This window comes from Terrabacter sp. 2TAF16 (assembly GCF_052115065.1).
GTDB lineage: Bacteria > Actinomycetota > Actinomycetes > Actinomycetales > Dermatophilaceae > Terrabacter.
Map to the genome: position 1 here is coordinate 23,164 of NZ_JBFRFZ010000012.1, position 22,396 is coordinate 45,559.

Below are 22,396 nucleotides of genomic sequence, written 5' to 3' on the forward strand. Positions count from 1 at the left end.
GGCAGGGTCGTCCACGCAGGGGTGGGCGCCACACTCGGCGCCCGCCCCTGTGCCAGTACCCCGCAACCGAAGGAAGAGGCCTCCACGTGTCGACAGTGACGGGTGTGTCCGCCGCGGACCAGACTCCCGGGCCCGACGGGCGCCGACCCCTGCAGGCGGACCAGGCCTCCACGGGTCGCGTCGGCGACCGGCTCTTCGGCGGAGCCGCCACCGTCTCCGGCGTCCTCGTCATCGTGCTCGTGTCACTCATCGCGATCTTCCTCATCGTCCAGGCCGTGCCGGCGCTGATGGACAACTCGGCGAACTTCTTCACGAGCCGCGTCTGGGCGCCGGGTGGTGAGCAGCCCGCCTTCGGCATCCTCGAGTTCCTCTGGACGACGGTGACCGCCTCGACGATCGCCATGGCCCTCTCGGTCCCGGTCGGCGTCGCGGTGGCGCTCTTCCTGACGCAGTACGCGCCGTCGTGGATGCGTCGGCCCGCGGCGGGCCTCGTCGACCTGTTGGCCGCCGTGCCCTCGATCGTCTACGGCCTCTGGGGTCTCATCGCCTTCGCACCCGTGTTCAAGCCGGTGCAGTCGTTCATCCAGGACAAGCTCGGCTGGTTCCCGCTCTTCGCGCCGACCGGCATCAGCGGCGGGACGATCTGCTTCATCGGCGTCGTCCTCGCGATCATGGTCCTGCCCATCGTCACGGCGCTCTCGCGCGAGGTCTTCGACCAGACGCCCACGGCCCACAAGGAGGGCGCTCTCGCGCTGGGCGCGACCCAGTGGGAGATGATCCGCACGGCTGTGCTGCCCTTCGGCCGACCCGGTGTCATCTCCGCCTCGATGCTGGCCCTGGGCCGGGCCCTCGGCGAGACGATCGCCGTCACGTTCCTCGTGTCGGCCCTCGCCGACGGCAACCCGTGGTCGTGGTCGCTCTTCAACGGCGGCGAGACCTTCGCGTCGAAGATCGCGAACAACGCCTCTGAGTTCAGCAACCCGAACAAAACCGGTGCCTACATCGCCGCCGGGCTCGTCCTCTTCGTGCTGACCTTCGTCGTCAACAGCATCGCCCGCGTGGTCATCGAGCGCAGGAAGGCCTTCACCGAATGAGCACCGCCACCGACCGCCGCGTCCCCGACGACCAGGTCGTCCCCGGGGAGACGTCGACGCCCCCCGGCGGCCGTTCGGGCCGCGACGCCCTGTCGGAGATGAGCAACCCCCACCGGGCTCGCGCCGTCAAGGACGTCGTCGCCAAGGTCGTCATGTGGGCCGCCTTCTTCCTCGCCATGGTCCCGCTCGTGTGGATCCTCGGCACGGTCGTCGCCAAGGGCTTCCACATGCTCACGACGGCGACGTGGTGGACCGGCAACCAGCGCAACGTCAACTCCGACGACTTCGGTGGCGGAGCGCGGCACGCGATCGAGGGCACCCTCCAGATGGTCGGCTTCACCGCCCTCATCGCCGTGCCCATCGGCATCCTCACCGCCGTCTACCTCGTCGAGTACGGCCGCGGGCGCCTCGCCAAGGCGATCAGCTTCACCGTCGACATCCTCTCGGGCGTCCCGTCCATCGTCGCGGCGCTGTTCATCTACGCCGTGTGGGTGACCGCCTTCGGCTTCAGCCGCTCGGGGTTCGCCGCGGCGCTCGCGCTCGTGCTGCTCATGATCCCGGTCATCGTGCGGTCCACCGAGGAGATGCTCAAGCTCGTGCCCAACGAGCTGCGGGAGGCGGCGTACGCCCTCGGCGTGCCTAAGTGGGCCACGGTCGTCAAGATCGTGCTGCGCACGGCGTTCTCCGGCATCGTCACCGGGGTGCTCCTCGGCATCGCCCGCGTCATGGGTGAGACGGCGCCACTGCTGATCCTCGCCCCGTACACGAAGAACTTCCAGCGCGACCTGTTCAACGGCAACTTCCCGACGCTGCCGATGATGATCAACCAGGACCGTGGCGACTTCGCGCTCGCGACCGCGGCCGAGCGGATGTGGGGCGCGGCCCTCACGCTCATCCTGCTCGTCCTCCTCCTCAACGTCATCGGCCGTGCCATTGCGCACTTCGGTGCCGTCAAGAAGTAAGAGAAAGCGAAATCTGAACGATGGCCAAGCGAATCGACGTCACCGACCTCAACGTCTACTACGGCTCCTTCAAGGCCGTAGAGGGCGTCTCGATGACGGTCGAGCCCCGTTCCGTCACGGCCTTCATCGGGCCGTCCGGCTGCGGCAAGTCGACCTTCCTGCGCACCCTCAACCGGATGCACGAGGTGATCCCCGGCGGTCGCGTCGAGGGCAAGGTCATGCTCGACGACCAGGACCTCTACGCCAGCTCGATGGACCCCGTGACCGTGCGGCGCACGGTCGGCATGGTCTTCCAGCGGCCGAACCCCTTCCCGACGATGTCGATCTACGACAACGTCGCGGCGGGCCTGCGGCTCAACGGTGTCAAGAACAAGAAGACCCTCGACGGCATCGTCGAGCAGTCGCTCAAGGGAGCGAACCTCTGGACCGAGGTCAAGGACCGCCTGAGCAAGCCGGGTGCCGGCCTCTCCGGTGGCCAGCAGCAGCGCCTGTGCATCGCCAGGGCGATCGCCGTGCAGCCGCAGGTGCTCCTCATGGACGAGCCGTGCTCGGCCCTCGACCCGATCTCGACGCTCGCCATCGAGGACCTCGTCAACGAGCTGAAGAACGACTTCACCATCGTCATCGTCACGCACAACATGCAGCAGGCGGCGCGGGTGTCCGACCGCACGGCCTTCTTCAACCTCAAGGCCACCGGGGAGCCGGGCCGGCTCGTCGAGATCGACGACACGACGCGGATCTTCAACAACCCGACCGAGCAGGCCACGGAGGACTACATCTCCGGCCGCTTCGGCTGAGCCGCAGGACCTCCGGCCCGCTTCCGCCGGACCCGTCCACGTACGACCGTGCCCACCTGACCGTCGAGGTCAGGTGGGCACGGTCGTATGCCGTGGGCGCGGTCGTGTGCCGTGGGCGCGGTCGCGCGGCGGTCAGCGGAAGATCGAGCTGGCGTACCAGGCGAGGACGGCCACGAGACCGGCGCCCGGGAAGGTGAGCACCCACGCGCCGACGATGTTGCCCGCCACGCTCCACCGCACGGCCGAGAGCCGCTTGGTCGCTCCGACGCCCATGATCGCCGAGGTGATCGTGTGCGTCGTCGAGATCGGGGCCCCGAGCGCAAGCCCCGCGACGTAGAGGATCGAGGCGGCCGTCGTCTCGGCCGCGAACCCCTGGGGCGGCGTGAGGTCGATGATGCGCCGCCCCAGCGTGCGCATGATGCGCCAGCCACCGGCGTACGTGCCGGCGGAGATCACGAGGGCCGACAGCACGAGGACCCAGATCGGGACGGTGGTGCTGTTGTGGTAGCCCGAGATGTTGAGGGCGAGCAGCACGACGCCGGCGGTCTTGGCGGCGTCCTGGAGGCCGTGGCCGAAGGCCATCGCGGCAGCGGACGCGGTCTGCGCCAGGCGGAAGCCGCGCGTGACCCGGCCCGGGTTGGCGTTGCGGAAGATCCAGAAGATCGCCGTCATGAAGAGGTAGCCGACGACGAGCCCGATGAGTGGTGAGGCGATCATCGGGATGATGACCTTCTCCCAGATGACGGCCCACTTCACTGCGACGCCGGCCACGAGCGCGGCGCCAGCGAGACCGCCGATGAGGGCGTGCGACGAGGACGAGGGTAGGCCGAACCACCAGGTCAGCAGGTTCCAGCCGATGGCGCCGATGAGGGCGGCCGCGACGAGCCAGAGCCCGTCGACGCCCTCGGGCTGCTCGATGATGCCCGAGCCGATGGTCGCCGCCACCTTGGAGCCGAAGAAGGCTCCGAAGAGGTTGGCGATGGCCGCCATGGCCAGCGCCACGCGGGGCGTCAGGGCCCGGGTCGAGACCGAGGTCGCGATCGCGTTGGCGGCGTCGTGGAAGCCGTTGGTGTAGTTGAAGCCCATGGCCAGTGCGATGACCGCAGCGACCCCGAGGACGGGGATGGTGGTGTCCATCAGCGGGTCAGGACTCCTTGACCGCGATGCCCTCGACCACGTGGGCGACCTTCTCGAACGCGTCGGCGGCGTCCTCGAAGCCGTCCACGATGGCCTTGACCTTGATCACGTTGATCGGGTCGGGCGTGTTGACGAAGAGAGCGGCCACCATCTTGCGGTGGAGGGAGTCGGCCTGGTTCTCTAGGCGGTTGATCTCGATCCAGTAGCTCTTGAGGTCCTTCATCGACCGGAGGCGCGGCATCGCCTCCGCCGTGACCTCGGCCATCCGGGCCAGGATCTCGAACTGCTCCGCGAGACCCTCGGGGATCTCACCCATGCGGTAGAGCACGATGAGGTCAGCGGTCTCCTCGATGTAGTCCATGCAGTCGTCGAGCGACGCGGCGAGGTTGTGGATGTCCTCGCGGTCGAAGGGCGTGATGAACGAGCTGTTGACCTTGTTGATGACCTCGTGCGTCGCGTCGTCGGCAGCGTGCTCGAGCTCCTTGAGCCGGTCGGCCACCGCCTGCCGCTTGGAGGGCTCGACCTCGAGGAACCGGGTCAGCTCCCGGGTCGCCTCGACGAGGAGTTGGGCGGAAGAGGTGAAGAGGGAGAAAAAGCTCGTGTCCTGGGGTGTGAGGCGAAAACCCACGGGGGCGCTCCGGTCGATCGAGGTCTGGTCCGGGGAAGATGCTACGGCGTAGAAGTCACTCCGGCGCAACCCGGCCTCGATCCGGTGTTCATCCGGACCTGCCTGGCTGCTTCCGGGGCGACGAGCCGGGAGCATGCCGCTGCATCCGGTCGTGCGTGCGGACGGGAACGGTCACTCCGCCGGCGGCGTCGCCGGGGCGTCCGACCGGGTGCCGGAGACGCCCTCCGGGATGCCGAGCAGCTCGTCGACCTCGTCGGGAGTGAAATGGCGCGGGCTTGAGGAGGCAGCCACCACGAGGTCGCTCACGAGCTCGATCTCGTCGGCGAGTGCGACATCGAGCAAGTCACCGGACCGCTCCTCCTCGGGCGTCATGGGTCCAATCTAGGCGGCTGCCTGGTGGTCGGTGGGCCGAAGGCCCGAACGAGATGGGACGTGGACCCCTTGCCATGGGCCGACACCGAGCGCGCTGGGCCGAAGAGGTTGCGTCGGGTCGGGAGCGCCTCTCGGCACTGGGCCGCTCGTAGCGGCTGAATTTGGGACCCGGGGCTACCACGACCCGACGCGCGTCAAGGATAAAGCCGCCCGAACGGATCACCAAAGATGCATCGGCGCAAGACCCGTCGGTCGCCTGGTCAATCGAGCGCGTCGGCGCGCCACAGGCGAGCGCAGACGGTGAGATCCTCGGCCATGACGAGGACGTTCGCCGCCTGCTCGGCGGACTCGTCGCCCGAGGAGATGTCGGCGCGGCCGGCGGAGACGACGCGGCAGAAGGCCGAGGCCCGCTCGAGGGCGACGGCGAGGTCACCCTCGAAGACGCCGCGCAGCACCTCGTCGATGACGCGCCCCATCTCCTGGGGTCCGGGCGGCTCGGCGGCACCGGCCACGGCGTGGTTGGGGCCGGTGAAACGGATGCCGGCGGCATACTCCCGGCTCGCCTCGTCGGGCGCCCGCTGCACCCACTCACGGAGCACGTAGAGGCGCCACAGGGCGCCCGGGAGGGAGCGGGCAGGGCGCTGGGACCACAGCTCGGCGAGCGTCGACAGACCGATGTCGTCGACGAGCGCGACGAGCTTCTGCGTCACGACCGGGTCGGACGCCGCGCGGCCGGCGTGGACGAGCGCCAGCGCCGTCTCGTGGGCGACGTGGATCTGCTCGGTGGGGTCGTAGGCAGGACCGTGCGCCTCGAGGGCCGCCTCGCTGAAGAAGGCGGGCCGCCTGGGGGCGCGGTGGTCGCTCTCACTCATCCCAGCAGGCTAGCCCCCGGCACCCACGGCGCCGGTCTGGCACGCTGCGCTCGTGAGCTCCCTCATGCCGCGCCTCGACCGCGTCACCCGCACGTTCTGGCGCACGACGGGTCGGCCCGTCGAGCTGGCGGGCGCGCAGGCCTGGCTGGACGCGCCGGTCCACGACGGTGCCGTCGTCGGCGACGCGTGGCTGGCGAGCGCCGCGGCACGCTGGGGCGGTGAGGTGCGTGAGGACGTCGACGGCGCCGGCCTGCTCCCCGACCTGTCGGTGCTCGACGGGCCGGGTTTCCGCGCCGCAGCCCTGCATCCCGACGTCCGCGACTTCTACGAGCACACGTCGCGCTGGCGGATGGAGGTGTGGACGCAGTGGACCGCGGCCTTCCAGCCCGGCGGCGAGCTCGTGTCGCGCTTCTTCGGTCGACGCGTCCAGCAGCTGGCGCTGCCCATGCGCCCCCTCGACGTCGCCCACGGGATGGACAGCCGGGTCGCCGTCATCTCCGACGACAGCGGCCGGCAGCGGGCCGCGGGCTGGATCCGCTCGTTGCGCTCGACCGGCGAGTACGTCTACAGCGGGTGCTACGCGAGCCGGGTGCTGCCGGGCGCGGACCGCCCGAGCGTCCACGTGACCTTCCCGCTCGAGGCCGGCAACGTCCAGGTGTTCCTGCGCCCCACGGCTCTCCCGGACGGGTCGCTGCAGCTCGACTCGCCCCCGGGGCCGTTCGGCAGCGACGGCGCGTACGTCGTCGTGACCGACGACCGCCGCGCCCACGCCTCACGGGCGCCCGTCCACGAGCGCTTCCGCGTCTACGTCGACGGCGAGGGCGTTCTCCGCACCGACCACGAGCTGCGGATGTGGTCGGCCACCGCGGTTCGCCTGCACTACAAGCTCACCCGCGTCAGCTGACACCGTCAGCCGGGGGTATGCCGTCCGCCCCGCTGACGAGGACGACGTGGAGGGTCCGTGGGCCGTGGACGCCCTCGACGCGGCTCAGCTCGATGTCGCTCGTCGCCGACGGCCCGCTGATCCACGTCGTCGGGCTCGCCGGGTCGAGTCGCCTGACGGCGGCCGGGACGTCGTCGACGACCTGGTCGGCGCGGACGACGCAGACGTGGAGGTCGGGCACCAGTGTCAGCACCCGCCGCCCCTCCCCGGGACCGTGTGAGAGCACGATCGTCCCCGTCGTCGCGATCGCGACGGTCGCCGTGGTGACCACGGCCGTCGTCGCGTCGAGGTCCGCCGCGCTGAGGGCCGCATCCGGGACCGCGCCGGGGACGGCATAGGGCATCCCGTCGGGGACCACGACGGTGGCGCCCTCGGGAAGGGCTGCCTCGATGGCGGCGTCGACACCGTCCGGGCCGCACCGCACGACGGTGGCGCGATAGTCGGCCACCCGCTCGGCGAAGAGGTCGACGTCACCGTCGCGCTCGGCCCGGTCGAGCGCAGGTATGTCGACGGGACGCCGCGCCGACGCGATGGCGTCGCGGACCGCACCGAGGATCTCGTCGCGCGCGCTCACCGCGTGCCTCCGTCGGTGCGCTTCCACCAGGCGCGGAACGACTCCGCGGGCGGCGCGGGCAGGTCGCGCGCGTCGGTCCAGGCGGCGCCGGGGCCGGGCAGGCGACCGAGGAGCCGTCGGCCACCGGCACGCCTGTCACGACGGGCGATCCGCGAGATCGCGTCGAGGGCTCGACCGGCCAGGCCCGAGGCACGCTCGGCGGCGGCGAGACGCTCCCCGGACCCGAAGGTCGCGGCGGCCGCGCGCATGGCAAGGGCTTCGGGCTTGGGGACCCCCGACCGGTGGGCGTCGACGACCTGAGCGCGCAGGTCGACGAGCACGCTGGGGATGTCGATGCGCACGGGGCAGGCCTCGAAGCACGCCCCGCAGAGCGACGATGCATACGGCAGGGAGTCGGTCTGGTCGTCGTGGCCGACGCCCTTGAGGAGCGGGTTGAGGATGGCGCCGATGGGGCCGGGGTAGACGGAGCCGTAGGCGTGGCCGCCGGTGCGCTCGTAGACCGGGCACACGTTGAGGCACGCGGAGCACCGGATGCAGCGCAGGGCCTGGCGGCCGACCTCGTCGGCGAGCGCTCGCGTGCGGCCGTTGTCGAGGAGGACGACGTGCACCTCTTGCGGACCGTCGCCGGGCGTCACGCCCGACCACGTCGAGGTGTAGGGGTTCATCCGCTCCCCCGTCGACGACCGCGGCAGCAGGGTGAGGAAGACGTCGAGGTCGGTCCACGTGGGGACGACCTTCTCGATGCCGACGACCGACACGAGCACCTCGGGGAGGGTCAGGCACATGCGGCCGTTGCCCTCGGACTCGACGACGACGAGGGTGCCCGAGTCGGCGACGGCGAAGTTGGCGCCGCTGACGCCGACCTTCGCGCGGAGGAACTTCTCGCGCAGGTGCAGGCGGGCCGCCTCGGCCAGGCGTGCCGGGTCGTCGGTGAGGTCGACCGGCGCCGGCCGCCCGACTCGGCCCATCTCGCGCTCGAAGACGGCGCGGATCTCTGCTCGGTTGCGGTGGATGGCGGGCACGAGGATGTGGCTCGGGAGGTCGTCGCCCAGCTGGACGATGAGCTCGGCGAGGTCGGTCTCCCACGCCGAGATCCCTTGTGCCGCAAGGTACTCGTTGAGCTCGACCTCCTGCGTCGCCATCGACTTGACCTTGACCACCTCGTCGACCCCGTGGGCCCGGGCGACCTGCGCCACGACCTCGGACGCCTCATTGGCGGTGCGTGCCCAGTGCACGATGGCGCCTCGTGCGGTGAGTGACTCCTCGAGCCGGACGAGATGCTCGTCGAGGTGGAGCAGGACGTCGTCCTTGATCGCGGCGGCCCGGAGGCGCAGCGCCTCCCAGTCGTCGACCTCGGCGACGACGGCCGCGCGCTTGGCCCGGATCGTCGTCGTCGCATGGGCGAGGTTGGCCCGCAGCTGCGTGTCGGCGAGGGCGGCGCGAGCGGCGGTGGGGAACGGCGGCATACCGACGAAGGTGCGGCTCATCGGGCGCCCCCGGGCGTCGCACCCTCCGTCGACGCGAGCACCTCGGCGAGGTGCATGACGCGGACCCCGGCTCGTTGCCGCGTCAGCAGGCCACCGATGTGCATGAGGCACGAGCTGTCGCCGGCGACGAGGACCTCGGCTCCCGACTCACGCACGTGCCGAGCCTTGTCGGCGCCCATGGCGACGGAGGTGTCGGCGTTCTTGAGCGCGAAGGTGCCTCCGAAGCCGCAGCACTCCTCGGCCCGCGGGAGGTCGAGGAGCCGGAGGCCGCGCACCGCGCGCAGCAACCGCTCGGGGCGGTCACCGACGCCGAGCATCCGCAGCGAGTGGCACGTCGGGTGGTACGTGACGGAGTGCGGGAAGGAGGCGCCGACGTCGTCCACCCCGAGGTCGTCGACGAGGAACTCGGACAGCTCACGCACCCGCGGCGAGATCTCGGCGACGGCGGCCACGAGGCCCTCGTCGCCCGAACGGCGCGCGACGACGGAGTGCTGGTGGCGGGCAGAACCGGCGCAGGACCCGGACGGCGTGACGATCGCGTCGTAGCCCTCGAACGCCCGCACGAAGGTGCGCACGACCGGGACGGCCTCGTCGAGGTAGCCCGTGTTGACCATCGGCTGGCCGCAACAAGTCTGGGCCGCGGGGAACTCGACGTCGACGCCCAGGCGGCGCAGCAGCGTCACGACGGCCTTGCCGGCGTCCGGGAACATCGCGTCGTTGAGGCAGGTCACCATCAACGCCACTCGCATACCCACACCCTCGCACAGCGCAGGTGGACGATGAGGTGAGTCGTCCGCGCCACCTGGGCGCGCGGACCCGGACGGTGGAGGTCGTCATGAGCGTCAAGGTGGAGCTTTCGGAGCTGGGCGAGGCGATGGGGCACCACGACTACGCGTTCCTCGTGTGTCTCGGCGATGAGCGGCCACACGTGCTCGGGGTGCGGCCACGTCTCGACGGCGACCGTCTGCTCGTCGACCGCATCGGCTCGACGGCCACGCGCCTCGTCGGCGAGCACCGCGGCGTCACGCTCGTCTTCCCGCCGCGGGAGGCCGGCGACCGGTCGCTCCTCGTCGACGGCACGGTCGCCGAGATCGGGGACGGAGAGCTCGTCGTGACGCCCGAGGCAGCCGTGCTCCACCGCCCCGCCTGAGGGCCTGCCCCGCCCGGTCCGGCCGGGCTGATCTGTTCAGCCCTTGTGCAATGTTGAGACTTTGTCTAAGGTTCCTCACGTCGGTCAAGCAAGCGCCGCCACCCACATCCCTGGATGGAGCAGACATGACCGACCCTTCGCGCGGTCCCCGCAAGGACGCCCGCACCCGTGACCTCATCACCACCGTCCGCACCTCGCACTCCGAGACCGAGAAGGCGCAGGCCCTCGAGACGGTGACCCGGCTGCACATGCCACTGGCCCGGTCCCTCGCGCACCGCTACGCCGGGAAGGGCCTCGACCGGGACGACCTCGAACAGGTCGCATTCCTCGCTCTGCTCAAGGCGATCCAGCGTTTCGACCTCTCCCAGGAGACCGAGTTCGGCGCCTACGCGACGCCCACCATCACCGGTGAGCTGCGCCGCCACTTCCGCGACCACGGCTGGCTCGTCCGACCCCCGCGCGGCCTGCAGGAGCGGCGGCAGCTCGTCACCGACGCCCGCACGCGCCTCGAGCAGACGCTCGGCCACGAGCCCACCCAGGACGACCTCGCCACGGCCCTCGAGCTGACCCTCGAGCAGGTCAAGGAGGCGCAGGTCGCCTCGACAAACCTTCGACCGGCCTCGCTCGACGCCACGACGACCGAGGGCGGCCGTCCGGTCCTCGACCTCGTCGACGCCCGCGCGGAGCACCACACGGACCCGGGCCTCGACGACGGGATCGTCGTGCGGACAGCGCTCAAGCGGCTGCCCCCGCGCGACCAGGAGATCGTCGAGCTGCGCTTCGCCCACGACATGACGCAGGCCGAGATCGCCCAGACCATGGGCCTCAGCGCCATGCAGGTGAGCCGGCTGCTGCGTCGGGTCCTCGCCGAGCTGCGCGTCCACCTCGAGTCCGCGGAGCTCATGAGCGCCTGACGGGCGGACCACCCGGTCCCGGAGCACGCAGCACGCAGCCCGCACCGCAGACGACGGCGGTGCGGGCTGCGCCGTCGTCCGGCGCCGCCGGGCGTCAGTGCTGGTAGGTGCCGTGGATGACGGCTCGGGCGAGCGTCTTGAAGGCGAGGTTGAACGAGACGACGGCCGGCGACGCCGAGTCGTCGACGCCGAGCGTCGGCTCCGAGACGGCGTGGACGACGAAGAAGTAGCGGTGCGGCATGTCCCCCTCGGGCGGGGCAGCGCCCATGAAGCCCGCCTCACCACCGTCGTTGCGCACGTGGAATGCCCTGCCCGGCAAGGCTGCCGACGCCGCACCCGTGTCGAGTGAGGTGACGTCGGCGGGCACGTCGACCAGCACCCAGTGCCAGAAGCCCGATGGGGTGGGGGCATCGGGGTCGAAGCACGTCACGACGTAGCTCTGCGTCCCTTCCGGTGCACCGCTCCAGGACAGCTGCGGGGACGTGTTGCCCTCCGCTGCCACCTGGTCGTCCTCGAGGGGCTGCCCATCGATGACGTCGGTGCTCGTCACCGTGAAGGAGGGCACCTGCGGCAGCAGGTCGTACGGGTTCGGGGCGACCGGTCGGTCCAGGCTCATGCGGTCCTCCTGCTCAGTCGTTGACGTCTGCACCATACCCACCGAGTCCGTATGCCGTCCCGGTCGGAGCGCGCACCCGTGGCCACCGCGGGCTGGCGCCATCTCACCCCGCGCGGGTGACGCCCGCGCCATGGGTCGTGCGCGGACAATCGGCCATGAGACGCATTCCTGCCCTGGTCAGCGCGTTGGCCACCCTCGTCGTGATCGCGGTTCTCGCCGCGTGCTCCGGCAGCGGGTCGGTGACCCTGCCGACGACGCTGCCGAGCATCAGCCGCTCGGCGCTGCCCTCCGCGAGCGAGCCGGCCGCCAGCGCGCCGGCAGAAGCGCCGACCTCCAGCGCGCCGGCCGTCACGCTCCCGGAGCTGCCGACCCGGACCGTCCCGGCCGAGACCCAGACCGTGACACAGACGCAGACGCAGACCAAGACGCAGACCCAGACGCAGACCCAAACGCAGACGCAGACGGAGACGAGGACCCAGACGGCCACGGTGACCCGGACCGAGACGGCCACGGTGACCGAGACACCGTCGGAGAGCGAGTCCCCCACGCCGGCCCCGACCGAGGCCGCGCCGGCGGCGCCCACCTCGGAGCAGGGGACGACCTGGTGGCCGTGGCTGCTGCTGCTCGTCCTGCTCGGCGCCCTCGCCTGGTTCCTGATCCGGCGGCGCCAGGCACAGGCGGAGCTCCAGGCCTGGGACGACCGACTGGCTGCCGCGGAGAAGGAGGCGTCCTGGGTCGAGGACTCGCTCACCACCCAGGTCCTCGAGCGGCGGAGTGCCGCCGAGGCGCTGCCGATCTGGACGGCCGCCCAGCCCCGACTGCTGGAGATCGACGAAGCCTTCCACACCCTGGCCACGGAAGCGCCGGACGGATCCCGCGCCGAACGGGTCACCGACGTCCGCGGGCTCCTGCGGGGCCTCGTGGAGGCCGTCGGCGCCGACCTCGCGACCGCCCCGACGGCCGACCCGGACCAGTTCCGGGCCCGTCGGGCCGTCATCGACTCGGCCCGGCGCGAGCTGCGCGCCACCCTCGGCCCCGTCGAGAGTCCGGCCGCCGCAGCGGGAACGGACCGGCCCGACACCAGCGCCTGACGCGCTCCGACGGCGCTGGCGCCGCGAAGACAGGGAGCCCGCCCCGCGTGGACGTCCCACGTACGACGCGATCCCTCGTTACGCTGAAGCTCACGAAACGTGACAAAGCAGACAGGGGTCCGATGCGCGAGCAGCGAGAAGCGCACAGCACCGACTCGGTGCGACCTGGGCCCACGCACCGGATGACGGGGCCGACGGCTCCGCCGTCCACGGGCGACGCCGCGCCGCAGGACGCGTGCGGCTTCCCGGTCTTCGCCGTGCGCGAGTGGGCCTCGCGTTACTACGAGCAGGAGCGGCTCGAGCGAGACGCCGCCTGGGGGCGCCTCGCCTGGCCCTTCGCGGTCGCACTCGTGCTCGCGGCCGGGGCCACCGCCGTGGCGTGGCGCTGGCCGGTCGGCGAGTCCGACCTCGGGCTGGGTCTGGCTGTCGTGCTGGCCGCCGCCGCCGTCGGCGTGACGACCGGCGGTCTGCTCCGGGTGAGGGCGATCCGCGCGCGGCGCGCCGTGGCCGCGGCCCGACCGGCCACCGTCGAGAGCCTCCCCGAGAGCGCCCGCGCGGTGGTGCTCGACTCCCCGCGCCTGCGCTTCCGTCGGCCTGCCGACGGTCCGGGCTTCGCGGCGCTGCGTGACGACGTCGCCGCCGCCGCGCCCATCGGGGAGTTCGCGGCCTCCGTGCTCGTGTGGTCCCTCGTGATGCGCGACCACGTCGACGGGACCCTCGAGGACTGGGTGCGCGGCCGCCACACCTGACACCCGCACCCGACACCGGGGCCGGGCGATCGCGCCTCGGCGGGTCGCGGGTTCGGCTGGGGTCGGGCGGTCGGGCATACTGACGGCGGGTTCGGAACGGTGCGAACGCGCCGAGTCGGACCACGGGCCTCTAGCTCAGTCGGTAGAGCATCGGACTTTTAATCCGCCGGTCGTCGGTTCGAGCCCGACGGGGCCCACGAGCGTGACGCCACGGCATACGACAGGCGTGCGCCTGCTGTGTGCCGTCCGCTCCGACAGGAAGTCACGACCGTGAACGACGCGTTCGTCTACGACGCCGTCCGCACCCCGTTCGGCCGCTTCGGTGGCGCCCTCGCGGCGACCCGGCCCGACGACCTCGGGGCGCTCGTCGTGCGGGCGGTCGTCGACCGGTCCCCCGGCCTCACCACCGACGCGGGTCTCGTCGACGAGGTCGTCTTCGGCAACGCGAACGGCGCCGGCGAGGAGAACCGAAACGTCGCGCGCATGGCGACCCTGCTCGCCGGCCTGCCGACGAGCGTCCCGGGCACGACGGTCAACCGCCTCTGCGGCTCGAGCCTCGACGCGGCGATCATCGCATCGCGGCAGATCGAGACGGGTGACGCCGACGTCGTGCTCGTCGGCGGCGTCGAATCCATGACGCGAGCACCGTGGGTGATGCCGAAGACCGAGAAGCCGTATCCCGTGGGCAATCTCGAGCTCTCGTCGACGACGCTCGGCTGGCGCCTCGTCAACCCGAGGATGCCGTCGGAGTGGACGGTGTCGCTCGGTGAGGCCACCGAGCAGCTGCGCGAGCGGCACGGCGTGACCCGTGAGCGCCAGGACGCGTTCGCCGCGCGGTCGCACCGACTCGCGGACGCAGCGTGGACCGAGGGCTTCTACGACGACCTCGTCGTGCCGGTCCCCGGTGTCGAGCTCGCCCGCGACGAGTCGATCCGCGCCGACACGACGGCCGAGCGCCTCGCCGGCCTGCGCACCTCGTTCCGCACCGAGGGTGGCACCGTCACCGCCGGCAACGCCTCGCCGCTCAACGACGGCGCCTCCGCGGTGCTGCTCGGGAGTGCCGGCGCCCAGGAGCGCCTCGGGCTCGCCCCGATCGCACGCATCGCCGGTCGCGGCGCGAGCGCCCTCGACCCGCAGTACTTCGGCTTCGCGCCCGTCGAGGCCGCCGAGCGAGCCCTCTCCCGTGCCGGTATCACCTGGACCGACGTGTCGGCCGTCGAGCTCAACGAGGCCTTCGCCGCGCAGTCGCTCGCCTGCGTCGACGCGTGGGACATCGACCCCGACATCGTCAACCGTCACGGCGGCGCCATCGCCATCGGCCACCCGCTCGGCGCGTCCGGAGGGCGCATCCTCGGCACGCTCGCCCGTGACCTGCAGCGCTCCGGGTGTCGCTGGGGCGTGGCGTGCATCTGCATCGGCGTCGGTCAGGGACTCGCCGTCGTCCTCGAGAACGTCACCTCCTGAGCTCTCGCAGCCCTGCCGGACCCGCCAGCCGGACCCGGCCACGCGGCATATGCCCGGGACGCGCGACCTGCGGACGCGCGGAGTGCGGCCCCTACCCGGGAGTGCGCCCTCACCTCGGTGGTGCGGGTTGCAGCGCGCACCCCTGCGGGGAACGTGCACGCGTGCGCGACCCGCGGACGCCCGCCAGACGCGCCGGCGCGGTTCACGGCAGGGACGCGCCGCCGCACATGACGATGGTCTGACCCGTCACCATCGCGCCGGTCGGCTCGAGCAGGAAGCGGGTCAGGGCGGCGACCTCCGACGGCTCGACCAGCCGGCCGAGGGGCGGCACGACGGGTGGCACCGACGCCCGGTTGGGGTCATCGAGCATCGCCGTCCGCGTCGGCCCCGGCGCGACGACGTTGACGGTGATCCGTCGCGGGGCGAGCTCCGACGCCCATGCCCGCGCCATCGCCGCGAGGGCGGCCTTCGTCGCGGCGTACTGGCTCTTGCCGGGGACCCCTGTCATGGTCCGGCTACCGACGAGGACGACCCGGCCCTCGTCGCCGAGGACGCCGATGAGCCCGCCCACGACGAGCTCGGCGCCGCGAACGTGCACGGCCCACATGCGCTCTCCCTGCTCGGGTCGCAGGTCGCCGACGCCGGCGGAGTACTGCAGACCGGCGGCGTGGACGATGGCGTCCACGCCGCCGGTCGCGGTCCCACGCACCGCGCGCACGGCCTCGTCGGCCGAGATCACGTCGGCCAGGTCGCACGGCACCCACGTGGCGGCGTCCGACAGCGCACCGCGCGAGCGGCTGAGCCCGAGGACGCGCCACCCGGCACCGACGAGGTCGTGGGCGATGGCGAGACCGATGCCCGAGCTGGCCCCTGTGACGACCGCGGTGCGTGTCGCGCGCCCGTCGCGTGGGGTGGCGGCCGGCTCGGACCGCGTCGGCGCTGTCACCGGCCCCGGCGGAGGCGGTCGACGACGTCGGCCGGCAGGTGCACGTGCTTGATGGCACGCCGGTGGTGGGTGTAGGCCACGTGCAGGTCACCGTCCGGGCCGGGCAGCACCGAGGGGTAGGACAGCTCGCGGTTGAGCCCGTCACGTGAGTTGTTGGACATGCAGTAGCCGTCGCCGGTCTCGAGGTCCACCTGAACGGGCCAGCTGCGCCCGTCGTCGGGGCTGAGGCCCAGCGTCATGGGCGCCCTCGGTGCACCCCAGAAGGCCGTCCGTCGACCTGCGACCTCGGCCGCCTCGGGCGACGGCTCCGCGACGACCGGACCGTCGAGTCCGTCGACGACACCCTCGTCGTCGATCTCGTCGTAGAGGGACACGCGGCGTTCGGTGGCGTCGAGCGCCGAGCTCCGGTTGAAGACGAGCGCGACCTCGCCGCCACCGACGGCGACGGCCTGGATCGAGGAGTTGTTGTTGGGCAGCGCGGTCGGAGTCGGCTCGGCCCACGTCAGGCCGGCGTCGGTCGACGTCGTCTCCCACACGTGGTCGGCCCAGCGGCTCCGGAAGCAGGCCCAGAGCGAACCGTCCTGTCGTGCAACGAGGTTCATGTGCACGCAGCCGAGCGACCCCGGCACCGGCGCCTCGGTCCACGAGTCGCCGCCGTCGTCGTTCCACCACACGCTCGACGTGTCCTCGTTGCCGACCCACTTCTCGCCGGGCACGGTGACGCAGTTGAAGACGGGCAGCAGGATGCGGCCGCCAGCGGTCACGACGGGCGGCTGGCGCACGAAGACGCCACGGGCCCCCGTCGCGGGGAGCAGCACCGTCGGCGGCTCCCACGTGTCACCACCGTCGTGCGAGACCCGTCGCCGCACCTCGGACGTGTCCTGGTTGCCGGCGAGCTGCGCGGTGTAGAGCAGCCAGACGTCGCCGTCGGGCGCCGTGAACAGGACCGGGTTCTGCTCCGATCGCGTCGGGTCGTCGCTCAGCGGCACGGGGGGGAGCCATGTGTCCGCGCCGGACGGCATACGACTGAGGTAGGCGGTGATGTCGCTGACGCCCTCCTGGGTGCCGCCGAACCACACGCACGCGAGGTCGCCGTTCGGCAGCCACGCGAGGTTGGCGGCGTGGCACTGCACCGTCGGGGTGGGGAGGTATGCCGTGTGGCCGCCTCCGTCGCGCGGGCGCAGCACGCCGTCGGTCGGGAGCGCCTCGGCGGACGCACTGGAGACGCTCACGACTCTCCCCGCGCCGCCTTGAGGTGGGCCGTCGCGGCCTGCTCGAGGTGGATGAGGTCCGACGAGACGGTGGCGAGGGTGAAGCCCTGCCCGAGGCGCTTGGCGGCGACCTCACCGCTCGGCGTGTGGAAGCCTGCGGCGATGCCGGCAGCCTTGGCAGCGCCCAGGATCCGGTCGACAGCGGCCTCGAAGGCCTCATCGACGGCGGGGTCGGTCGACGTCGCCCCACCCACGGCGATGCGCAGGTCGGAGGGGCCGATGTAGAGCCCGTCGATCCCCGGTGTCGCCGCGATGGCCTCGACGTTCTCGAGGCCCTGGGGCGTCTCGATCATGGCGAGCACGACGGTCGCCGCGTTGGAGTCTGCCGGGTTCGGGCCGATCCGCAGCTGCGACCGCATCGGGCCGTAGGAGCGGATGCCCAGCGGCGGGTACTTCGCGAACGACACCGCGCGGGCCGCGTCCTCGGCCGTGTTGACGAGGGGCACGATGATGCCGGCTGCGCCTGAGTCGAGGGCCTGCCCGATGAGGAAGGGGTCGTTGGCGCCGACCCGGACCATGCCGACGGACTCGCCGCCCGCGTCGATGGCCGTCATGCCGGCGAGGATGCCCTTGTAGTCGAGCAGACCGTGCTGGGCATCGAAGCAGACGTAGTCGTAGCCGAGCCGGGCGAGCCGCTCCGTCGACACGGGAGAGTCGATGATGACCCAGTAGCCGAGGATCGTCTCGCGGGCCCGGACCCGCCGGGCGTAGTCGAGCACCCGCTCGCGGCTGCGCTCGATCGCCGTGCCTCCGCCGCTCATCGGTTGTACCCCGGCATGGACCCGGCGATCGCCAGGCCTGCCTCGTCGCACGCGGCGATGACGTCATCGGGGAGCGGACCGGCTTGTGCAGCAGTGATGTTGGCCTCCAACTGGTGTGGTTTAGATCCCCCGAGCAGCACCGACGTCACGACCGGCTTGCTCAGCAGCCAGCGCAGCGACAGCTCGGGGAGGGTGATTCCGGCCTCCGACGCGATGGCGCCGAGGGCCTCGATGACCGCGAACGTCTCGGCGTTCCAGTAGCGGTCCTTGTACATCGCCGCGAGTGCCGACGAGCCGAAACGCCCCTCGCCCGGCGGCTCGGTGAAGGAGTGGCGTCCGGTGAGCAGGCCGCCGCCGAGCGGGTTGTAGACGATGGTCGCCAGGCCCTTGCTCGTCGCGAACTCGGAGTACTCCGCCTCGATGCGACGGGCGACGAGGTTGTAGAGCTGCTGGGCCAGGATCGGTCGTGGCGTGCCGAGGGCGTCGCACGCCGCGAAGACGTCGCCGACCTGCCAGGCCGAGAAGTTCGAGACACCGATCGCGCGGACCGTGCCCTCCTTGACGAACTCGCCCAGGGCAGCGACGGTCTCGTCGATCGGCACCGAGCGGTCGGGCTGGTGGAGGTAGTAGACGTCGACGTGGTCGGTGCGCAGCCGGCGCAGGCTGGCCTCGAGCGAGGCCCGCAGGCCTGCGGCCGAGAGGAGCGGGGCGTCACCCGCGTCGCCGGGGTAGATGCCGGCCTTGGTCGCGATCGTCGCGGCGTCACGCCGGCCGACGAGGATCTCGGCGAGCATCTCCTCACTGCGCCCGGCGGCATACCCGTTGGCGGTGTCGATCGAGGTGATGCCGGCGTCGAGCGCGGTGTCGACCATGGTGCGGGCCGTGTCGACGTCGACGGTGTCGCCGAACGTCATGGTCCCGAGGACGAGTCGCGAGAGCGGTCGGTCGAGACCCGGCAGGTCGGTGGTCGGGAGGGCTGCGGTCGTCATGAGGCCTTCTCGGTCTCGGCCGTGCGGGAGGCGGCGATGTGGCGGATGAGGTGACGCGGCTTGATGCCGGTCATGAGGCCCGGCTCGAGCGCGGAGCGGCGCAGGCGCTGGGTGTACTCCTCCTGCGGCCGCGAGAGGAGGTCGTCGGTGCGCCCGCTCTCGACGATCCGGCCGGCGCGCATGACGACCGTGTCCTGCGAGATGGCACGGACGACGCCGAGGTTGTGCGAGATGAAGAGGTAGGTCAGGCCCGTCTCGGCCTGGATGTCGGCGAGCAGCTCGAGGACCTGTGCCTGGACGGAGACGTCGAGCGCACTCGTCGCCTCGTCGCAGACGAGCAGCTCCGGACCGGACGCGAGCGCCCGGGCGATGCCGATGCGCTGGCGCTGCCCGCCGGAGAACTCGGGGGGCTTGCGTTCGAGGGCCGTGCGCGGCAGTCCGACCCGCTCGATGAGCGCAGCCGCCTTGTCGCGCTGGGCCCGGCGCGACTTCTCCCCGCGCACCCGGATCGGCTCGGCGACGATCTCCTGCGCCGTCAGGTGGGGGTCGAGCGAGCCGTACGGGTCCTGGAAGACCATCTGCACCCGGTGGCGGATCGGGCGCAGCTGCTTCTCGGAGAGCCGGGCGAGGTCGGTGCCGTCGAGGTCGATGACACCGGAGGTCGGCGTCAGCAGCCGGACGAGCGCCTTGGCGATCGTCGACTTGCCGCAGCCGGACTCCCCGACGATGGCGAGGGTGCCGCCGCGCGGGACGCTGAAGGACACGTCGTCGACGGCGCGGAAGACGTCCTTGCCGGTGCCGTACTCGACGACGAGGTTGCTGACGGTGAGCAGGTCCTCAGCCATGGCTGGCCTCCTTGACGAGCGGCTCGCTGGCGCCCGGGTCCTCCCAGGGGCCGAGCTCGGGGATCGCTCCGAGCAGCTTCTGGGTGTAGGGGTGCTGGGGGTGGTCGACGACGTCGGTGACCGGGCCGCCCTCGACGAAGGCGCCTGTCTTCATGACGTGGACGCGGTCGCTCATGAGCCTCGCCACGCCGAGGTCGTGGGTGATGAGCAGCAGCGCGATGCCCGTCTGCTCCTGCAGCTCGAGGAGCAGGTCGAGGATGCCCGCCTGCACCGTGACGTCGAGCGCGCTCGTCGGCTCGTCGGCGACGATGAGGTCGGCGTCGGTCGAGACCGCCATCGCGATGAGGACGCGCTGGAGCATGCCGCCCGAGAGCTGGTGCGGGTAGGCGTCGAACTGCTTGGTGGGGTTGCGGATGTGCACCTGCTCCATGAGCGACAGGGCCCGCGCCTTCGCCTCGGCCCGGCCGAGGTCGGGATACTTGATGCGGACGGCTTCGGTCATCTGCCGGCCGATGGTGCGGATCGGGTTGAGGGCCGTCATGGGGTCCTGCGGGATGAGCGCCACGGCCCGGCCGCGGAGCTTGTCGATGACCTTCCGACTGCCAGTGACGTCCTGGCCGCCGATGCGGGCCTCGCCCGAGATGACCGCGAGGTCGTCGGGCAGCAGGCGCAGGATCGCCATCGCCGTCGTCGACTTGCCCGAGCCGGACTCGCCGATGATCGTCACCGTCTCGCCCTGGTCGATGTGGAAGCTGACGCCGTCGACCGCACGCACGACGCTCGTGCCGGTCAGCAGCTCGACCTGCAGGTCCGTGACCTCGAGGACTCTCATGTCTGGTCTCCCTTCGCGCGTCGCACCCGGTCGCGCAGGCCGTCTCCGACGAGGTTGACGCCGACGACGAGCAGCGCGATGGCCACGCCGGGCACGGTGACGAGCCAGGGCTTGCCGGTGACGAAGAGCTCGCGTCCGTCGGAGATGATGCCGCCCCACGTGGGGTACGGCCGCTGGACGCCCGCTCCGAGGAACGACAGGGCGCTCTCGAGCAGCACGGCCTGGGCGAGCAGCAGGAGCACGACGACCAGCACCTGCTGGAGGATGTTGGGGACGACGTGCCGGCTGAGGATCGAGAGCTTCGGCAGTCCGAGCACCCGCGCGGCCGCGACGTACGGCTTCTCCCGCTCGACGAGCACGAGGGCGCGGGTGATGCGCGCCGGCTCCGGCCACTGGGCGAAGGCGATGACGAGCGTGATCACGGGGATCGACGGGCCGAAGAGGGCGACGACGAGGAGCAGCATGAGCAGCAGCGGAAGTGCCATCTGCGCCTCGAGCAACCGCGAGATGATCGTGTCGACCCAGCCGCCGAAGTAGCCGGCTGCTGCGCCGGCGACGATGCCGAAGAGCCCCGAGACGAAGATCGCGAGGAAGCCGATCACGAGGGACGTCTGACCGCCGTGGAGGATGCGCGAGAGCAGGTCGCGTCCGTTGGGGTCGGTGCCGAGCAGGTGGCCCGCGCTGAACGGTGGCAGCGACGACTCACTCAGCCGGCCGACGATCGGGTCGGGCAGCGGGAGGACGTTGGCCAGGACCACGGGGAGGACGACCACGCCGGCGCAGATCGCCCCGACCCAGATCTTCACGGTGCTGTAGCGGGCCCGGCGGGCCGCCGCCGACCGGCGCAGCAGCACCTTCGTCACGGCCGACTCGCGGCCGAGGATGGAGCCGGGGACCTCGGCGAGGTTCGGCACCTGCGGGTGGCCGGGCAGGTTCGTCGAGGTGGTCATGAGCTGGCCTCTCCGAGTCGGACCCGCGGGTCCATGAGCGGGTAGAGCAGGTCCACGAGCAGCTGCACGGCGAGCGCCAGGAGCACGGTGACGAGGACGGTCGCCTGGATGAGCGGGAAGTCGCGCTGCTTGAGCGCGTTGACGACGAGCTCGCCGACGCCCGGCCAGTTGAAGACGACCTCCACGATGACGACGCCGTTGAGCATCGCCGCGAAGCGTGTGCCCAGCGCGGTCACGACCGGCAGGGCGGCGTTGGCGAAGGCGTAGCGCCAGGTCAGCGCCCGCTCGGACACCCCGCGGGACCGTGCGACGGTCAAGTAGGGCGACGCGAGGTTGACGACCATCTCCCGGCGCACGAGCCGGGAGATGAGCGCGATCTGGAGGATCGCGATCGTGAGGGTCGGCAGGATGATCGAGGCGGCCGAGTCGAACCCCGACGGTGCGAACCAGTGGAGGTTCACGGCGAAGAGGATGAGCAGTACGAAGCCGATCCAGAAGTCCGGCATCGACTGACCGGCGATGGTGCCGATGTTGGCCCCCAGCTCGGGAGCCGTGTTGTTGCGGCGCGCCATCCACACCCCCAACGGGATCGCGACGACCGACGTGACGACGATCGCCGCGACCGCGAGGGTGATCGTGTAGGGCAGGCGTTCCAGGACGACGTCGAGCGCGGGGCGCTTGAAGAAGAACGACGTGCCGACGTCGCCCTGGAACAGGTGCTGCAGGAACGTCCAGAACTGCACGGGGATCGGCTGGTCGAGCCCGAACTGCTGGCGGATCGCCTCGAGCTGTTCCGAGCTCGGGTTCGGCGGCGCATAGTTGGCCGCGGGGTCGCCCGGGGCCATGCGGAGCAGGACGAACACGGTCGCCACGGCCAGGAAGGCCGTCAGGACCGTCTGGCCGACTCGTTTGAGGACGTACGTGAGCATGGGATCACCTTGGTCTGGTCGGC

At 71.6% G+C, this 22,396-nt stretch carries 25 protein-coding genes and 1 tRNA gene; 10 read left to right on the forward strand and 16 right to left on the reverse strand.

What is annotated here, in order from left to right; genetic code table 11:
• Positions 1 to 86: 86 nt before the first annotated feature.
• From pstC to pstB, 3 genes are read left to right on the forward strand one after another with little or no spacing between them, the layout of a single operon-like run.
• Positions 87 to 1,094 carry a phosphate ABC transporter permease subunit PstC gene (gene pstC, locus AB4Z14_RS17385; RefSeq protein ID WP_442276300.1) on the forward strand — a complete coding sequence of 336 codons (1,008 nt, stop codon included), beginning with the start codon at positions 87 to 89 and terminating at the stop codon, positions 1,092 to 1,094.
• Positions 1,091 to 2,056, forward strand: a complete 966-nt coding sequence (gene pstA, locus AB4Z14_RS17390; protein ID WP_442276301.1) for a phosphate ABC transporter permease PstA — start codon at positions 1,091 to 1,093, stop codon at positions 2,054 to 2,056. The genes pstC and pstA overlap by 4 nt, the downstream gene beginning before the upstream one ends.
• Positions 2,057 to 2,076: 20 nt before the next feature.
• Entirely contained in the window at positions 2,077 to 2,853 is a 777-nt protein-coding gene (gene pstB, locus AB4Z14_RS17395; protein WP_020145738.1) for a phosphate ABC transporter ATP-binding protein PstB, read from the forward strand.
• 132 nt (positions 2,854 to 2,985) lie between these two features.
• Here pstB and AB4Z14_RS17400 read toward each other — a convergent pair whose 3' ends face one another.
• From AB4Z14_RS17400 to AB4Z14_RS17415, 4 genes are all read right to left on the reverse strand, one after another.
• On the reverse strand, positions 2,986 to 3,990 hold the full coding sequence (locus tag AB4Z14_RS17400; RefSeq protein ID WP_056771687.1) for an inorganic phosphate transporter: 1,005 nt from the start codon (positions 3,988 to 3,990) through the stop codon (positions 2,986 to 2,988).
• 7 nt (positions 3,991 to 3,997) lie between these two features.
• Positions 3,998 to 4,618 carry a DUF47 domain-containing protein gene (locus AB4Z14_RS17405; RefSeq protein ID WP_442276302.1) on the reverse strand — a complete coding sequence of 207 codons (621 nt, stop codon included), beginning with the start codon at positions 4,616 to 4,618 and terminating at the stop codon, positions 3,998 to 4,000.
• A 171-nt stretch (positions 4,619 to 4,789) separates the two neighbouring features.
• Positions 4,790 to 4,990 (reverse strand): hypothetical protein, encoded by a 201-nt coding sequence (locus AB4Z14_RS17410; protein ID WP_442276303.1) that lies wholly within the window; start codon positions 4,988 to 4,990, stop codon positions 4,790 to 4,792.
• Between the two features lie 260 nt (positions 4,991 to 5,250).
• A complete protein-coding gene (locus AB4Z14_RS17415) occupies positions 5,251 to 5,862 on the reverse strand; it encodes a hypothetical protein (protein ID WP_442276304.1) in 612 nt (203 codons plus the stop codon).
• 52 nt (positions 5,863 to 5,914) lie between these two features.
• Between AB4Z14_RS17415 and AB4Z14_RS17420 the strand changes: the two genes are divergently transcribed.
• Complete coding sequence (locus tag AB4Z14_RS17420) at positions 5,915 to 6,766, forward strand: hypothetical protein (RefSeq protein ID WP_442276305.1); 852 nt, start codon at positions 5,915 to 5,917, stop codon at positions 6,764 to 6,766.
• On the opposite strand, the gene AB4Z14_RS17425 is transcribed toward AB4Z14_RS17420, so the two are convergent.
• Genes AB4Z14_RS17425 through AB4Z14_RS17435 form a run of 3 tightly spaced genes read right to left on the reverse strand, consistent with a single transcriptional unit; the run spans position 6,759 to position 9,615 of the window.
• Entirely contained in the window at positions 6,759 to 7,379 is a 621-nt protein-coding gene (locus AB4Z14_RS17425) for a LutC/YkgG family protein (RefSeq protein WP_442276306.1), read from the reverse strand. The genes AB4Z14_RS17420 and AB4Z14_RS17425 overlap by 8 nt on opposite strands.
• Entirely contained in the window at positions 7,376 to 8,866 is a 1,491-nt protein-coding gene (locus AB4Z14_RS17430; protein WP_442276307.1) for a lactate utilization protein B, read from the reverse strand. The genes AB4Z14_RS17425 and AB4Z14_RS17430 overlap by 4 nt, the downstream gene beginning before the upstream one ends.
• A complete protein-coding gene (locus AB4Z14_RS17435; RefSeq protein WP_442276308.1) occupies positions 8,863 to 9,615 on the reverse strand; it encodes a (Fe-S)-binding protein in 753 nt (250 codons plus the stop codon). Before AB4Z14_RS17435 ends, AB4Z14_RS17430 begins: the two co-directional genes overlap by 4 nt.
• 86 nt (positions 9,616 to 9,701) lie before the next feature.
• Here AB4Z14_RS17435 and AB4Z14_RS17440 point away from each other — a divergent pair, with 86 nt between their 5' ends.
• Together AB4Z14_RS17440 and AB4Z14_RS17445 are read left to right on the forward strand one after the other, a co-directional pair.
• Positions 9,702 to 10,016: a hypothetical protein gene (locus tag AB4Z14_RS17440; RefSeq protein ID WP_442276309.1), complete on the forward strand. Its 315-nt coding sequence runs from the start codon at positions 9,702 to 9,704 to the stop codon at positions 10,014 to 10,016.
• A gap of 125 nt (positions 10,017 to 10,141) precedes the next feature.
• Positions 10,142 to 10,930, forward strand: a complete 789-nt coding sequence (locus AB4Z14_RS17445) for a sigma-70 family RNA polymerase sigma factor (RefSeq protein ID WP_442276310.1) — start codon at positions 10,142 to 10,144, stop codon at positions 10,928 to 10,930.
• 94 nt (positions 10,931 to 11,024) lie between these two features.
• On the opposite strand, the gene AB4Z14_RS17450 is transcribed toward AB4Z14_RS17445, so the two are convergent.
• Positions 11,025 to 11,546: a YbhB/YbcL family Raf kinase inhibitor-like protein gene (locus AB4Z14_RS17450; protein ID WP_442276311.1), complete on the reverse strand. Its 522-nt coding sequence runs from the start codon at positions 11,544 to 11,546 to the stop codon at positions 11,025 to 11,027.
• Between the two features lie 155 nt (positions 11,547 to 11,701).
• Here AB4Z14_RS17450 and AB4Z14_RS17455 point away from each other — a divergent pair, with 155 nt between their 5' ends.
• The 4 genes from AB4Z14_RS17455 (at position 11,702) to AB4Z14_RS17470 (ending at position 14,850) form a co-directional block, all read left to right on the forward strand.
• Positions 11,702 to 12,637, forward strand: coding sequence for an LPXTG cell wall anchor domain-containing protein (locus AB4Z14_RS17455; RefSeq protein WP_442276312.1), 936 nt, complete (start codon positions 11,702 to 11,704; stop codon positions 12,635 to 12,637).
• Between the two features lie 122 nt (positions 12,638 to 12,759).
• Positions 12,760 to 13,386 (forward strand): hypothetical protein, encoded by a 627-nt coding sequence (locus AB4Z14_RS17460; protein ID WP_442276313.1) that lies wholly within the window; start codon positions 12,760 to 12,762, stop codon positions 13,384 to 13,386.
• 124 nt (positions 13,387 to 13,510) lie between these two features.
• Positions 13,511 to 13,583: transfer RNA gene (locus tag AB4Z14_RS17465), tRNA-Lys, on the forward strand.
• A 73-nt stretch (positions 13,584 to 13,656) separates the two neighbouring features.
• Positions 13,657 to 14,850 (forward strand): thiolase family protein, encoded by a 1,194-nt coding sequence (locus AB4Z14_RS17470; protein WP_442276314.1) that lies wholly within the window; start codon positions 13,657 to 13,659, stop codon positions 14,848 to 14,850.
• Between the two features lie 202 nt (positions 14,851 to 15,052).
• On the opposite strand, the gene AB4Z14_RS17475 is transcribed toward AB4Z14_RS17470, so the two are convergent.
• Genes AB4Z14_RS17475 through AB4Z14_RS17510 form a run of 8 tightly spaced genes read right to left on the reverse strand, consistent with a single transcriptional unit; the run spans position 15,053 to position 22,373 of the window.
• Positions 15,053 to 15,796, reverse strand: coding sequence for an SDR family NAD(P)-dependent oxidoreductase (locus AB4Z14_RS17475; RefSeq protein WP_442276315.1), 744 nt, complete (start codon positions 15,794 to 15,796; stop codon positions 15,053 to 15,055).
• Positions 15,793 to 17,028, reverse strand: a complete 1,236-nt coding sequence (locus tag AB4Z14_RS17480; RefSeq protein ID WP_442276316.1) for a sialidase family protein — start codon at positions 17,026 to 17,028, stop codon at positions 15,793 to 15,795. Before AB4Z14_RS17480 ends, AB4Z14_RS17475 begins: the two co-directional genes overlap by 4 nt.
• A complete protein-coding gene (locus tag AB4Z14_RS17485) occupies positions 17,025 to 17,828 on the reverse strand; it encodes an HpcH/HpaI aldolase family protein (RefSeq protein WP_442276317.1) in 804 nt (267 codons plus the stop codon). The genes AB4Z14_RS17480 and AB4Z14_RS17485 overlap by 4 nt, the downstream gene beginning before the upstream one ends.
• Positions 17,825 to 18,817 carry an aldo/keto reductase gene (locus AB4Z14_RS17490; protein WP_442276318.1) on the reverse strand — a complete coding sequence of 331 codons (993 nt, stop codon included), beginning with the start codon at positions 18,815 to 18,817 and terminating at the stop codon, positions 17,825 to 17,827. Before AB4Z14_RS17490 ends, AB4Z14_RS17485 begins: the two co-directional genes overlap by 4 nt.
• Positions 18,814 to 19,662 (reverse strand): ATP-binding cassette domain-containing protein, encoded by an 849-nt coding sequence (locus AB4Z14_RS17495; RefSeq protein ID WP_442276319.1) that lies wholly within the window; start codon positions 19,660 to 19,662, stop codon positions 18,814 to 18,816. The genes AB4Z14_RS17490 and AB4Z14_RS17495 overlap by 4 nt, the downstream gene beginning before the upstream one ends.
• Complete coding sequence (locus AB4Z14_RS17500) at positions 19,655 to 20,494, reverse strand: ABC transporter ATP-binding protein (RefSeq protein WP_442276320.1); 840 nt, start codon at positions 20,492 to 20,494, stop codon at positions 19,655 to 19,657. Before AB4Z14_RS17500 ends, AB4Z14_RS17495 begins: the two co-directional genes overlap by 8 nt.
• On the reverse strand, positions 20,491 to 21,444 hold the full coding sequence (locus tag AB4Z14_RS17505) for an ABC transporter permease (protein WP_442276321.1): 954 nt from the start codon (positions 21,442 to 21,444) through the stop codon (positions 20,491 to 20,493). Before AB4Z14_RS17505 ends, AB4Z14_RS17500 begins: the two co-directional genes overlap by 4 nt.
• Entirely contained in the window at positions 21,441 to 22,373 is a 933-nt protein-coding gene (locus tag AB4Z14_RS17510) for an ABC transporter permease (protein WP_056771735.1), read from the reverse strand. The genes AB4Z14_RS17505 and AB4Z14_RS17510 overlap by 4 nt, the downstream gene beginning before the upstream one ends.
• Positions 22,374 to 22,396: the final 23 nt, after the last annotated feature.

Coding starts and splice junctions, on each gene's coding strand:
- AB4Z14_RS17460 (WP_442276313.1), top strand. CDS start 12,760: ATGCGCGAGCAGCGAGAAGCGCACAGCACCGACTCGGTGCGACCTGGG.
- AB4Z14_RS17440 (WP_442276309.1), top strand. CDS start 9,702: ATGAGCGTCAAGGTGGAGCTTTCGGAGCTGGGCGAGGCGATGGGGCAC.
- AB4Z14_RS17430 (WP_442276307.1), bottom strand. CDS start 8,866: ATGAGCCGCACCTTCGTCGGTATGCCGCCGTTCCCCACCGCCGCTCGC.
- pstA (WP_442276301.1), top strand. CDS start 1,091: ATGAGCACCGCCACCGACCGCCGCGTCCCCGACGACCAGGTCGTCCCC.
- AB4Z14_RS17415 (WP_442276304.1), bottom strand. CDS start 5,862: ATGAGTGAGAGCGACCACCGCGCCCCCAGGCGGCCCGCCTTCTTCAGC.
- AB4Z14_RS17435 (WP_442276308.1), bottom strand. CDS start 9,615: ATGCGAGTGGCGTTGATGGTGACCTGCCTCAACGACGCGATGTTCCCG.
- AB4Z14_RS17500 (WP_442276320.1), bottom strand. CDS start 20,494: ATGAGAGTCCTCGAGGTCACGGACCTGCAGGTCGAGCTGCTGACCGGC.
- pstB (WP_020145738.1), top strand. CDS start 2,077: ATGGCCAAGCGAATCGACGTCACCGACCTCAACGTCTACTACGGCTCC.
- AB4Z14_RS17485 (WP_442276317.1), bottom strand. CDS start 17,828: ATGAGCGGCGGAGGCACGGCGATCGAGCGCAGCCGCGAGCGGGTGCTC.
- AB4Z14_RS17445 (WP_442276310.1), top strand. CDS start 10,142: ATGACCGACCCTTCGCGCGGTCCCCGCAAGGACGCCCGCACCCGTGAC.
- AB4Z14_RS17450 (WP_442276311.1), bottom strand. CDS start 11,546: ATGAGCCTGGACCGACCGGTCGCCCCGAACCCGTACGACCTGCTGCCG.
- AB4Z14_RS17490 (WP_442276318.1), bottom strand. CDS start 18,817: ATGACGACCGCAGCCCTCCCGACCACCGACCTGCCGGGTCTCGACCGA.
- AB4Z14_RS17510 (WP_056771735.1), bottom strand. CDS start 22,373: ATGCTCACGTACGTCCTCAAACGAGTCGGCCAGACGGTCCTGACGGCC.
- AB4Z14_RS17505 (WP_442276321.1), bottom strand. CDS start 21,444: ATGACCACCTCGACGAACCTGCCCGGCCACCCGCAGGTGCCGAACCTC.
- AB4Z14_RS17410 (WP_442276303.1), bottom strand. CDS start 4,990: ATGACGCCCGAGGAGGAGCGGTCCGGTGACTTGCTCGATGTCGCACTC.
- AB4Z14_RS17495 (WP_442276319.1), bottom strand. CDS start 19,662: ATGGCTGAGGACCTGCTCACCGTCAGCAACCTCGTCGTCGAGTACGGC.
- AB4Z14_RS17455 (WP_442276312.1), top strand. CDS start 11,702: ATGAGACGCATTCCTGCCCTGGTCAGCGCGTTGGCCACCCTCGTCGTG.
- AB4Z14_RS17400 (WP_056771687.1), bottom strand. CDS start 3,990: ATGGACACCACCATCCCCGTCCTCGGGGTCGCTGCGGTCATCGCACTG.